Genomic DNA, 11,815 nt, shown 5'->3' with positions numbered 1-11,815 from the left:
CGGGACGTCCGGCATCCGGCCCCGCGCCACGGCACTCCGGCCGCAAGGGCATGGTAGGCGGATCCCCCGGGACGCGGGAGAGGGCCTCCGTCGCCCGGCGACGGATCCGGACACCCGGTCCCCCGGGCACGCCGGTCCGCTACCTCTCCCACACAGCACGCACGATCAGGTGTGCCTCTCCCGTCGCCTTGGCCACGATCGCACCCGCCTCCCCGCTCAGCTTCACCCCGAACTCCAGCTCCAGCCGTTGCGGGGCGACGTCGAGGGACGTCATGCGCGCGTGCGCCTCGGCGGCCATGCGCCGGATGCCGTCGAGGGCCTCGCCGAGCCCTTCCTGGGCATGCCGGACCACCGTGCTTCCGTTGACCGAGATCTCCTGAAGGCCGTACACGTCCTCGTCGACGGGTTCGACCAGGACCCGGCCGCCGTTCGGCAGCGCGAAGCTGACGACGTCCCCCATGTGCACCCTCCCCTGGCTCGGCAGCGCCGGTGCGCTGGTGCAGTCGTACCCTGATCCGGGGTCCGCCCACACGTCCTGGCATCCTTGGTCAGGTCATGAGCACCGCATCTTCTTCCTCCCGTATGCCGCGCAACCCCGTCGGCGGTCACGTCCCGGTGGCCGGCGGCCTGCACTCCGTAGGCCTGTCCTACGCCCGTGAGCTGAAGGCGGAGGCCGTGCAGGTCTTCGTCGCCAATCCGCGCGGCTGGGCCACGCCGGCCGGCAACCCGAAGCAGGACGAGGCGTTCCGGGAGGCCTGCGCGGCCGGGTCGCTCCCCGCCTACGTGCACGCCCCGTACCTGATCAACTTCGGTTCGCACACCGAGGCGACGGTGGAGCGGTCGGTGGAGTCGCTGCGGCACTCGCTGCGGCGCGGGCGGGCGATCGGCGCGCTCGGCGTGGTGGTGCACACCGGCAGCGCGACCGGCGGCCGCGAGCGGTCGGTGGCGCTGAAGCAGGTACGGGAGTACCTGCTGCCGCTGCTCGACGAGCTCACCCACGACGACGACCCGTTCCTGCTGCTGGAGTCGACCGCCGGCCAGGGCGCCTCCCTGTGCTCGCGCACCTGGGACTTCGGGCCGTACTTCGAGGCGCTGGACGCCCACCCGAAGCTCGGCGTGTGCCTGGACACCTGCCACATCTTCGCGGCGGGCCACGACCTGACCGGCCCGTCCGGCATGCACCAGACCCTGGACCTGCTGGTGGACACGGTCGGCGAGGGCCGGCTGAAGCTGATCCACGCCAATGACTCCAAGGACGTGGCCGGGGCCCACAAGGACCGGCACGAGAACATCGGCGCCGGTCACATCGGCGAGGACCCGTTCCGGGCGCTGATGACCCACCCCGCGACCGAGGGCGTGCCGCTGGTCATCGAGACACCGGGCGGCAAGGAGGGGCACGCGGCGGACGTGGAGCGGCTGAAGAAGCTGCGCGACGGCTGACCCGCGTGGGCCGTACGGGAGGTCAGAGCTCGGGGCCGTCCCCGGGCTCCTCCTGGTAGGAGTAGCGCTGCTCCTGCCACGGGTCGCCGATGTTGTGGTAGCCGCGTTCCTCCCAGAAACCGCGGCGGTCGGCGGTCATGTACTCGATGCCGCGGACCCACTTCGGGCCCTTCCAGGCGTACAGGTGCGGGACGACCAGCCGGAGCGGGAAGCCGTGCTCGGCGGTGAGCAGCTCGCCGTCCTTGTGGGTGGCGAAGAGGGTGCGCCCGGCGGCGAAGTCGGACAGCCGGAGGTTCGAGCTGAAGCCGTACTCCGCCCACACCATCACGTGGGTGACGGCCGGCGCGGGCGGGGCGAGGTCCAGGATCGTGGCGGCCGGAACGCCGCCCCACTCGGAGCCGAGCATGCTGAACTTCGTGACGCAGTGCAGGTCGGCGACGACCGTGGTGTACGGCAGGGCGGTGAACTCGTCGTGGGTCCAGCCGTGCTTCTCGCCGTCGGCGGTGGTGCCGAAGACCCGGAACTCCCAGCGCTCGGGGCGGAACTTGGGGACCGGTCCGTAGTGCGTGACCGGCCAGCCGCGCTGCAGTCGCTGTCCCGGTGGGAGCTCGAACCGCGACGCTCCTTCCGGACCGCCTTCTCCCGATTCGTGTCCCGCCGGCTGACCCATGCCTCCATCCTGACAGACCCGGACCGATGCCCCTGACCCGCCCCACTTACATTCGGGCAAACACACACAAGCACCAATAATCACGACTAAGCCTGTACTTACTTACTAAGTCGAGACTTACTGGACGATCTTCGATGCCGGTGCAATCATGCGGCGCAACACGCCAGTTCCCGTTCGAAGGAGCGTCAAGCGATGCAGGGCGACCCCGAGGTCATCGAGTTCCTCAATGAGCAGCTGACCGCCGAGCTCACGGCGATCAACCAGTACTTCCTGCACGCGAAGCTGCAGGACCACAAGGGCTGGACCAAGCTCGCGAAGTACACGCGCGCGGAGTCCTTCGACGAGATGCGCCACGCGGAGGTGCTCACCGACCGCATCCTGCTCCTGGACGGCCTGCCGAACTACCAGCGGCTCTTCCACGTGCGGGTCGGCCAGAGCGTGACCGAGATGTTCCAGGCCGACCGGGAGATCGAGGTCGAGGCGATCGACCGGCTGCGGCGCGGCATCGAGGTGATGCGGGCCAAGAACGACATCACGTCGGCCAACGTCTTCGAGGCGATCCTCGCCGACGAGGAGCACCACATCGACTACCTGGACACCCAGCTGGAGCTGATCGAGAAGCTGGGCGAGTCGCTCTACCTGTCGACGGTCATCGAGCAGGTCCAGCCGGACTCGTCCGGCCCCGGCTCGCTGTAGTCGGACCGCTCGCCACGGCCGGACCGGCCCTAGGCCGCTTCCGGGAGCTCCGCGAGGACCGGTTCACCCTGGTCGGCCAGTTGCCGGCGGGGGCAGGCGCCGCGGCCGAGCAGCGCCTGGATGCGCCGTACGCAGCCGCCGCAGTCGGTGCCCGCCTTGCAGGCGGAGGCGATCTGCCGGGGCGTGCAGGCGCCGGCTTCCGCGTGGCCCTTCACCTGTTCCTCGGTGACACCGAAGCAGCTGCAGACGAACACGCGGTTCACCTCCCGAGCGGGGTACAAGGTCGTGCCGTACCGACGACCGGGGGGCCCGACTGATCGGTGAGGCAAACCTAACCTTACCCATCACGCAAGGTCGGCAAAAGTGGAGGGGGCGCGGATCGTGTGTGACCCGCGCCCCATTCACCGACCCCAGCGGGGGCCGACCGTCACTGGTCCCGGTACATCTCCGCCACCAGGAACGCCAGGTCGAGCGACTGGCTGCGGTTGAGCCGCGGGTCGCAGGCCGTCTCGTAGCGCTGGTGCAGGTCGTCGACGAAGATCTCGTCGCCGCCGCCCACGCACTCGGTGACGTCGTCGCCGGTCAGCTCCACGTGGATGCCGCCCGGGTGGGTGCCGAGCGACTTGTGGACCTCGAAGAAGCCCTTGACCTCGTCGAGCACGTCGTCGAAGCGGCGGGTCTTGTGGCCGGAGGCCGCCTCGTAGGTGTTGCCGTGCATCGGGTCGGTGATCCAGGCGACGGTCGCGCCGGACGCGGTGACCTTCTCCACCAGCTCGGGGAGCTTGTCGCGGATCTTGTCCGCGCCCATGCGGACGATGAAGGTCAGCCGGCCGGGCTCACGCTCCGGGTCCAGCCGGTCGATGTACTGCAGCGCCTCCTCGGCCGTCGTCGTCGGGCCGAGCTTGATGCCGATCGGGTTGCGGATCCGCGAGGCGAACTCGATGTGCGCGTGGTCCAGCTGCCGGGTGCGCTCACCGATCCACACCATGTGCCCGGAGACGTCGTACAGCTGCCCGGTGCGCGAGTCGACGCGGGTGAGCGCCGACTCGTAGTCGAGCAGCAGCGCCTCGTGCGAGGAGAAGAACTCGACGGTCTTGAACTCCTCCGGGTCCGTGCCGCAGGCGTGCATGAAGTTCAGCGCCTGGTCGATCTCCCGGGCGAGCTGCTCGTAGCGCTGGCCGGAGGGCGAGGACTTCACGAAGTCCTGGTTCCAGGCGTGCACCTGGCGCAGGTCGGCGTAGCCGCCGGTGGTGAAGGCGCGCACCAGGTTCAGCGTGGACGCCGACGCGTGGTACATGCGCTTGAGCCGCTCGGGGTCCGGGATCCGGGCCGCTTCGGTGAAGTCGAAGCCGTTGACGGAGTCGCCGCGGTAGGTCGGCAGTGTCACGCCGTCGCGGGTCTCGGTCGGCTTCGAGCGCGGCTTGGAGTACTGGCCGGCGATGCGGCCGACCTTCACCACGGGCACCGAGGCGGCGTACGTGAGGACGGCGCCCATCTGGAGCAGCGTCTTCAGCTTGTTGCGGATGTGGTCCGCGGACACGGCGTCGAAGGCCTCGGCGCAGTCGCCGCCCTGGAGGAGGAACGCCTCTCCCTTGGCGACGGCCGCCATCCGGGCGCGCAGCTGGTCGCACTCGCCCGCGAAGACGAGCGGCGGATACGACTCGAGGTCCGCGATCACTGCGCGCAGAGCCTCGGTGTCGGGGTACTCGGGCTGCTGCGCCGCGGGCAGGTCTCGCCAGGTGTTGCCGGCGCTCGGGCCGGTCTTAGCGTTCACGGTCACCCCTCAACCCTACGGGGTCCTGTCACGCGGTTTTCGTACGGCTCGACAGGTGAGACGGCACCCCGGTGCGGGCGGCGGGGCGGGGATTGGTAACCTCACGCGCCTTTGAAGTTTGAATCACAGACATCTCACATACATACCGAGCGCATACCAGGGGTGGGACTTGAGCGCGGATCATCGCAGAGACCGCAAGAAGAAGAGACTGCTCGTCTACGGTGTCGCCTCGGTCGTCGCCGCGGCCACCACGGCCGGCACCCTGGCCCTGGCCTCGCCGAACCTGCTCGGCTCGGACGGCGCCAAGGCGGCCGCCGCCCCGGACGTCCGGCTGCAGGCCGAGTTCGAGCGGGCCGCGGAGGAGTTCGACGTCCCGCAGAGCGTGCTGATGGCGGTGTCGTACCGGCAGACGCGCTGGGAGGACCACGACGGGCTGCCGAGCACCACCGGCGCCTACAACGTGATGGGGCTCACGGACGTCGACCCCAAGGACCTCGGGGACGGCGACGCCGACGAGCGCGAGCACCAGCTCGAGCACATGAACCGCAGCGGCGACCCGGCCATCGAGAAGAACTTCGACGCCGAGAAGGCCCTCGCGAGCCTGCGCGAGAAGCCCGTCGACACGAGCGACCCGCGGCTGCACACCCTGGACGAGGCGGCCGAGCTGATCGACGCGTCGTCCGAGGAGGTGCGCAGCGACCCCGCCGAGAGCATCCGGGCGGGCGCCGCGCTCCTCGCCAAGTACCAGGAGGACGCCACCGGCTCGCTGCCCGAGGACCCCGGCGCCTGGTATCCGGCCGTGGCCCGCGCCAGCCAGGCGACCGACCACAAGGGCGCGGAGCTGTTCGCGAAGCGCGTGTTCGAGTCGATCAAGACCGGTGAGCGGCGCCTCACCGTGGACGGCCAGTACCTCACCCTGCCGGCCGACCCGACGGTGGAGCCCGACCGGGGCACCGACTTCGACCTCGCGGCCGCCTACACCGCCGAGGCCGCCGCGACCCCCGACTGCCCGACCGGCCTGAACTGCGACTTCCGCCCCGCCGCGTTCAAGCAGAACAGCAGCGACCTGGCGGACTGGGGCAACTACAGCATCGCGAGCCGCCCCGAGGCCGGCCACGAGATCAACTCCATCCTGCTGCACGACACCGAGGGCAGCTACGAGAGCGCCCTGGGCGTCTTCCAGAACTCCCGCACCTACGCCAGCGCGCACTACCTGATCCGCGCCTCCGACGGCCTGGTCACCCAGATGGTCGAGAACAAGAACGAGGCGTGGCACGCGGGCAACAAGTCCCTCAACATGCACTCGATCGGTATCGAGCACGAGGGCTACGCGATCAAGGACGGCAGCTGGTACACCGAGCCGCAGTACGAGTCCTCGGCGGCCCTGGTGAAGCACCTGGCCGGGAAGTACGACATCCCGCTGGACCGTGAGCACATCATCGGCCACGACGAGGTGCCGGGCGTCCTGGACGCCAAGGTCAAAGCCCAGCACTGGGACCCGGGCCCCTTCTGGGACTGGAACCACTACATGGAGCTGCTGGGCGCCCCGACCGGCGCCGAGGGCCCCGGCGGCCCGTACAAGGCCGGGCAGGTGATCCGGGTCGTGCCGCCGTTCACCACGGCGAACCAGCCGAAGCTCACCAACGGCGGGTCCGCGGTCGCCAAGCAGCCCGCGAACTTCACGTACCTGTACTCCTCGCCGACCACCGGCTCCGCCACCCTCACCGACCCCTACCTGGGCAGCCAGACCTGGACCGAGGGCTGGAACTGGGCCAACAAGGTCGTGGCGGGCGGCGAGTACGTCGTCGCCGAGGCCCGGCAGGACTGGACCGCCATCTGGTACGGCGGCAAGAAGGCCTGGTTCTACAACCGGGGCGGCCAGTTCGCCACCGCCGTCGGCACCCCGGATGTGATCACGCCGAAGGCGGGCGCCGGCACGGTCCCGGTGTACGGGCGCACGTACCCGGAGGACAGCGCGTACACGGACACCGGAGTGGACGTCCAGGACGAGAACACCGCGTCGCTGACCAAGTACGGCGTCCTCTCCGGGCAGAAGTACCCGCTGGCCGGGTCGGCCATCAACGGCTCGTACTACAACAGCGGCAACATCGACGGCTCGGGCGAGGGCTCCCGCACGGTGGTCGTGGGCGACACGGTCTTCCTCCCGATCCGCTACAACCACCGGCTGGCCTGGGTCCGCGCCTCGGACGTCCAGGTGGTCAAGGGCACCGCGCCGGACCCGGGCACGGACCGCTACGACATCCTCGGCCGGGACTCGTCGGGCGTGCTGTGGCAGTACCAGGGCACCGGCGGCGCGTCCTCCCCGTTCTTCGGGCGCTTCCGCATCGGCGGCGGCTGGGACGCCTACAACGCGGTGACCACGCTGACGGCGCTGCGCGCGGACGGCACCGGCGACGCGGTGGCCCGCGACAAGAGCGGGGTGCTCTGGTACTACAAGGGCAGCGGCGACCTGACGGAGCCGTTCGAGAAGCGCGCCCGGGTCGGCGGCGGCTGGTCCGTCTACGACACCATCACCGGCGCCCGGGACCTCACCGGTGACGGCAGGCCCGACCTGGCCGCCCGCGACAAGAGCGGCGTCCTGTGGCTCTACGAGGGCACCGGCAGCGCCTCCGCACCCTTCGAGAGCCGGAGCAGGATCGGCGGCGGCTGGTACGTCTACAACGCGCTGGCCGACACCGGCGACATCACGGGTGACGGCAAGCCGGACCTGGTCGCCCGCGACAAGAGCGGCGTCCTGTGGCTCTACGAGGGCACCGGCAGCGCCACGGCGCCCTTCGAGGGCCGGACCAGGGTCGGCGGCGGCTGGTACGTCTACGACGTGCTGAACGGCCCGAGCGACCTGAACCGCGACGGAGTGCCGGACCTGGTCGCCCGCGACAAGGACGGCGTGCTCTGGCTCTACCGCGGCACCGGCAGGGCCTCCGCGCCCTTCACCGACCGGAGCAGGATCGGCGGCGGCTGGAACACGTACAACATGATCGTCTGACGCCGCTCGGCGCCGCGGCACGTCCCGGGATACGGAACGTGCCGCGGCGCCGCGGGCGGATGCGCTAAGGTCAGCCGCATGTTCGCGCATTCGACCCAGAACTGGTGGTGGACCGCTCATCCGGCGGCCCACTGACTGCGCGTGACGAAAGACTTCGCGAAGGCCGCCCGAGGGGCGGCCTTCGGTGTTTTCGCGACGGGGCCGTTCCTCCCACCGAGAGTCTCGACGAGAGACCGAGAGGGACACCGATCATGACACCGCTCGACGGCCTCCTGGCCGACCCCCGCCCGTTCGCCCTGCTCCGCCGCCGCACCCCCGGCCGTGATCACGACACCGTGGAACTGCTGCTCGGCCCGGTGACGGAGCACGACAGACTCGCGGACCTGCCCGACGAAGGGCTGGCGCTCGTCCCCTTCCGGCAGATCCGCGAGCGGGGCTTCGACGTCCGCGACGACGGCACACCGCTGCTGGTGCTGACCCCCGAGGAGCGGCACGACATCCCGCTCGCCGACGCCCTCGCCGCCCTCCCCGCGCACGACGTCCGCGTCGAGGGCAGCGGCTTCGACGTCGACGACGAGGCGTACGCGGAGATCGTCGGGCGCGTGCTGGACGAGGAGATCGGGGGCGGCGAGGGCGCCAACTTCGTGATCCGGCGGACGTACGAGGGGCGGGTCCCGGGGTTCGGGCGGGCCGACGCGCTGGCACTGTTCCGGCGGCTGCTGGAGGGCGAGCGGGGCGCGTACTGGACGTTCGTGGTGCACACCGGGGACCGGACGCTGGTCGGGGCCAGCCCCGAGGTGCACGTGCGGATGTCCGGCGGCACGGTCGTCATGAACCCGATCAGCGGGACGTACCGCTACCCCGCCGAGGGCCCGACCCCCGAGCACCTGCTCCGCTTCCTCGCCGACGGCAAGGAGATCGAGGAGCTGTCGATGGTGGTCGACGAGGAGCTCAAGATGATGTGCACCGTCGGCGACATGGGCGGCGTGGTCGTCGGGCCCCGGCTGAAGGAGATGGCGCACCTCGCGCACACCGAGTACGAACTGCGCGGCCGCTCCTCACTGGACGCGCGGGAGGTGCTGAAGGAGACGATGTTCGCGGCGACGGTCACCGGGTCGCCGGTGCAGAACGCCTGCCGGGTCATCCAGCGGCACGAGGTCGGCGGGCGCGGCTACTACGCGGGCGCGCTGGCGCTGCTCGGGCGGGATTCCGGCGGCGCCCAGACCCTCGACTCCCCCATCCTCATCCGTACCGCCGACATCGACGCCGCCGGGCGGCTGCGGGTGCCCGTCGGCGCCACGCTGGTGCGGGGCTCGGACCCGGCGGGCGAGGTCGCGGAGACCCACGCCAAGGCGGCCGGGGTGCTGGCGGCGCTGGGCGTACGTCCGGCCCGGCCGCGCGCGGAGGCCGGGCGGCCGAAGCTGGCCGACGACCCGCGCGTGCGGGCGGCGCTGGACGGGCGCCGCGCCTCGCTGGCGCCGTTCTGGCTGCGGATGCAGGAGCCGTCGGACGCGCTGGAGGGGCATGCCCTGGTCGTCGACGCGGAGGACACCTTCACGGCGATGCTCGCGCACCTGCTGCGTTCGTCGGGGCTCACCGTGAGTGTGCGGCGCTACGACGAGCCGGGGCTGCGCGAGGCGGTGCTCGGGCACGAGGGCCCGGTGGTGCTGGGGCCCGGCCCGGGAGATCCGGCCGACCCCGCCGATCCCAAGATGCGCTTCCTGCGCGCCCTGACCGCCGAGGTGATCCGGGAGAACCGGCACGGTGTCCTCGGCGTCTGCCTCGGGCACGAGCTGATCGCGGCGGAGCTGGGGCTGGACACCGTCCGCAAGGAGGTGCCGTACCAGGGGGCGCAGACGGAGATCGACCTGTTCGGGCGGCGCGAGACCGTCGGCTTCTACAACAGCTTCACCGCGCGCTGCGACGACGAGACCGCAGCGGAGCTGGCCGCGCACGGGGTGGAGGTCAGCCGCGCCGACAACGGCGAGGTGCACGCGCTGCGCGGGCCGGGCTTCGCCGGGGTGCAGTTCCACCCGGAGTCCGTGCTGACGCTGAACGGCGCCGCGATCGTGCGGGAGCTGGCCGGTCAGCTGCGCGGCACGAGCACGTTCTCCGAGCGGCGGCCCTCCCGGTAGTCGAGGACGTTCTGCACCGTGGCGTCGACGATCTGGCCGACGGCGTCCTCGGTGTAGTACGCCTGGTGCGAGGTGACCAGGACGTTCGGGAAGGTGACGAGGCGGGCCAGGGTGTCGTCGGCGATGGCCTCCAGGGACTTGTCGAGGAAGAACAGGCCCGCCTCCGCCTCGTACACGTCCAGGCCCACGCCGGTGAAGCGGCCCGCGCGCAGCTCGCCGACGAGCGCGGCGGTGTCGATCAGGCCGCCGCGGCTGGAGTTGACCAGGACGGCGTCGTCCCGCATCGACTTCAGGGCGGCCCCGTCGATCAGGTGCCGGGTCTCCGCCATCAGCGGGAGGTGCAGCGTGACCAGGTCGGACCGGGCGAGCAGCTCGTCCTTGGGGACGTAGCGCATGCCCAGCTCCATGCAGGCGGGGTTCTCGGCGACGTCCCAGCCGAGCAGCCGCATGCCGAAGCCGTGGGCGATCCGGGCGAAGGCCTCGCCGATCTTGCCGGTGCCGAGGACGCCGGCGGTGCGGCCGTGCATGTCCCGGCCCATGAGCCCGTGCAGGCGGAAGTCGAAGTCCCGGGTGCGGGTGGAGGCCCGCACGATACGGCGGTTGACGGCCATGGCGAGGGTCCAGGCGAACTCGGCGACCGAGTACGGGGAGTAGTACGACACCCGGGCGACGGTCATGCCGAGCCGTCCCGCCGTGTCGAGGTCGATGTTGTTGAAGCCGGTGGAGCGTTGGGCCACCATCCGGGTGCCGCCGGCCGCGAGGATCTCCAGGACGCCCGCGCCGAGGTCGGCGTTGACGGACGTGGAGACGATCTCGTGGCCGGCCGCGATGGGGGCGGTGTCCTCGTTGAGGAAGACGTCGAGGCAGCGGATCTCGTCGTGGCCGTGGAAGGCCCGCTCGATCAGGGGCTTCTCGTCGGCCTGGACGCCGAAGGCCAGGATCTCCATGACCGCTCCCGTTCTGCTGGGCTCCGGGCTGCTGCTGGGCTCCGGGCCGAATATACGGCGCCGCGCCCGGAGCCGCCGGTCAGCGGTCAGCGGTCAGCGGTCAGCGGTCAGCGGTCAGCCGAAGAAGACACCGACCTCCTCGTACAGTTTCGGGTCGACCGTCTTCAGCCGGGCCGTGGCGTCCGCGATCGGGACGCGGACGATGTCGGTGCCGCGCAGCGCGACCATCTTGCCGAAGTCCCCGTCGCGGACGCAGTCGACGGCGTGCAGACCGAACCGGGTGGCGAGCCACCGGTCGAAGGCGCTGGGGGTGCCGCCGCGCTGGACGTGGCCGAGGACGGTGGTCCGGGCCTCGTTGCCGGTGCGTTTCTCGATCTCCTTCGCCAGCCACTCGCCCACCCCGGACAGCCGGACGTGCCCGTAGGAGTCCAGCGACTGGTCCTTGAGCACCATGTCGCCGTCGCGCGGCATCGCCCCCTCGGCGACGACGACGATCGGGGCGTACGAGGCCCGGAACCGCGAGGTCACCCAGGCGCAGACCTGCTCGGTGTCGAAGCGCTGCTCGGGGATGAGGATGACGTTGGCGCCGCCGGCCAGGCCGGAGTGGAGCGCGATCCAGCCGGCGTGCCGGCCCATGACCTCCACGACCAGCACGCGCATGTGGGACTCGGCGGTGGTGTGCAGCCGGTCGATGGCCTCGGTGGCGATGCCGACGGCCGTGTCGAAGCCGAAGGTGTAGTCGGTGGCGGACAGGTCGTTGTCGATCGTCTTCGGCACGCCGACGCACGGCACGCCGTACTCGTCCGCGAGGCGGGTGGCGACGCCCAGGGTGTCCTCGCCGCCGATGGTGATGAGCGCCTCGACGTCGAGCTTGGCGAGGTTCTCCTTGATGCGCCGGATGCCGTGCTCGTGCTGGAGCGGATTGGTGCGCGACGAGCCGAGGACGGTGCCGCCGCGGGGCAGGATGCCGCGGACGGCCGGGATGTCGAGTCGGACGGTGTCGCCCTCCAGCGGACCGCGCCAGCCGTCCCGGAAGCCGACGAAGTCGTAGCCGTACTCCTGCACGCCCTTGCGGACGACGGCCCGGATGACGGCGTTGAGCCCGGGGCAGTCGCCGCCTCCGGTCAGTACTCCGACCTTCATCAC

General features: G+C 71.0%; 11 protein-coding genes. 5 read left to right on the top strand and 6 right to left on the bottom strand.

Annotated elements, in window-relative coordinates; all coding sequences use genetic code 11:
- Positions 1 to 139: 139 nt before the first annotated feature.
- The gene (locus RI578_RS28745) at positions 140 to 460 is read right to left on the bottom strand and encodes a CU044_2847 family protein (RefSeq protein ID WP_310873782.1); all 321 of its coding nucleotides are present in this window, start codon (positions 458 to 460) and stop codon (positions 140 to 142) included.
- 95 nt (positions 461 to 555) lie between these two features.
- Between RI578_RS28745 and RI578_RS28740 the strand changes: the two genes are divergently transcribed.
- Complete coding sequence (locus RI578_RS28740; RefSeq protein WP_310873781.1) at positions 556 to 1,440, top strand: deoxyribonuclease IV; 885 nt, start codon at positions 556 to 558, stop codon at positions 1,438 to 1,440.
- 22 nt (positions 1,441 to 1,462) lie between these two features.
- On the opposite strand, the gene RI578_RS28735 is transcribed toward RI578_RS28740, so the two are convergent.
- Positions 1,463 to 2,110, bottom strand: a complete 648-nt coding sequence (locus RI578_RS28735) for a sulfite oxidase-like oxidoreductase (RefSeq protein ID WP_310873780.1) — start codon at positions 2,108 to 2,110, stop codon at positions 1,463 to 1,465.
- Between the two features lie 192 nt (positions 2,111 to 2,302).
- Here RI578_RS28735 and bfr point away from each other — a divergent pair, with 192 nt between their 5' ends.
- Positions 2,303 to 2,806 (top strand): bacterioferritin, encoded by a 504-nt coding sequence (gene bfr, locus RI578_RS28730; RefSeq protein ID WP_310873779.1) that lies wholly within the window; start codon positions 2,303 to 2,305, stop codon positions 2,804 to 2,806.
- Between the two features lie 29 nt (positions 2,807 to 2,835).
- On the opposite strand, the gene RI578_RS28725 is transcribed toward bfr, so the two are convergent.
- Together RI578_RS28725 and RI578_RS28720 are read right to left on the bottom strand one after the other, a co-directional pair.
- Positions 2,836 to 3,069: a (2Fe-2S)-binding protein gene (locus RI578_RS28725; protein WP_310873778.1), complete on the bottom strand. Its 234-nt coding sequence runs from the start codon at positions 3,067 to 3,069 to the stop codon at positions 2,836 to 2,838.
- Between the two features lie 164 nt (positions 3,070 to 3,233).
- Positions 3,234 to 4,586 carry a class II 3-deoxy-7-phosphoheptulonate synthase gene (locus tag RI578_RS28720; RefSeq protein ID WP_310873777.1) on the bottom strand — a complete coding sequence of 451 codons (1,353 nt, stop codon included), beginning with the start codon at positions 4,584 to 4,586 and terminating at the stop codon, positions 3,234 to 3,236.
- Positions 4,587 to 4,749: 163 nt separating this feature from the next.
- Here RI578_RS28720 and RI578_RS28715 point away from each other — a divergent pair, with 163 nt between their 5' ends.
- From RI578_RS28715 to RI578_RS28710, 3 genes are all read left to right on the top strand, one after another.
- Positions 4,750 to 7,587, top strand: coding sequence for an N-acetylmuramoyl-L-alanine amidase (locus RI578_RS28715; RefSeq protein WP_310873776.1), 2,838 nt, complete (start codon positions 4,750 to 4,752; stop codon positions 7,585 to 7,587).
- A 78-nt stretch (positions 7,588 to 7,665) separates the two neighbouring features.
- Positions 7,666 to 7,722, top strand: coding sequence for a trp operon leader peptide (locus RI578_RS42740; protein ID WP_071528813.1), 57 nt, complete (start codon positions 7,666 to 7,668; stop codon positions 7,720 to 7,722).
- 116 nt (positions 7,723 to 7,838) lie between these two features.
- Entirely contained in the window at positions 7,839 to 9,722 is a 1,884-nt protein-coding gene (locus RI578_RS28710) for an anthranilate synthase family protein (RefSeq protein ID WP_310873775.1), read from the top strand.
- Here RI578_RS28710 and RI578_RS28705 read toward each other — a convergent pair.
- Together RI578_RS28705 and RI578_RS28700 are read right to left on the bottom strand one after the other, a co-directional pair.
- Positions 9,674 to 10,669 carry a 2-hydroxyacid dehydrogenase gene (locus RI578_RS28705; RefSeq protein ID WP_310873774.1) on the bottom strand — a complete coding sequence of 332 codons (996 nt, stop codon included), beginning with the start codon at positions 10,667 to 10,669 and terminating at the stop codon, positions 9,674 to 9,676. The two genes, RI578_RS28710 and RI578_RS28705, sit on opposite strands and share 49 nt — an antisense overlap.
- Positions 10,670 to 10,783: 114 nt before the next feature.
- Positions 10,784 to 11,812 (bottom strand): 6-phosphofructokinase, encoded by a 1,029-nt coding sequence (locus RI578_RS28700; RefSeq protein ID WP_310873773.1) that lies wholly within the window; start codon positions 11,810 to 11,812, stop codon positions 10,784 to 10,786.
- Positions 11,813 to 11,815: the final 3 nt, after the last annotated feature.

Origin of the sequence: Streptomyces sp. BB1-1-1, assembly GCF_031597775.1 — a bacterium.
GTDB classification, from domain to species: domain Bacteria; phylum Actinomycetota; class Actinomycetes; order Streptomycetales; family Streptomycetaceae; genus Streptomyces; species Streptomyces thinghirensis.
The sequence above is the reverse complement of the archived record's forward strand: the minus strand, read 5'-3'. Positions and strand labels throughout refer to the sequence as shown.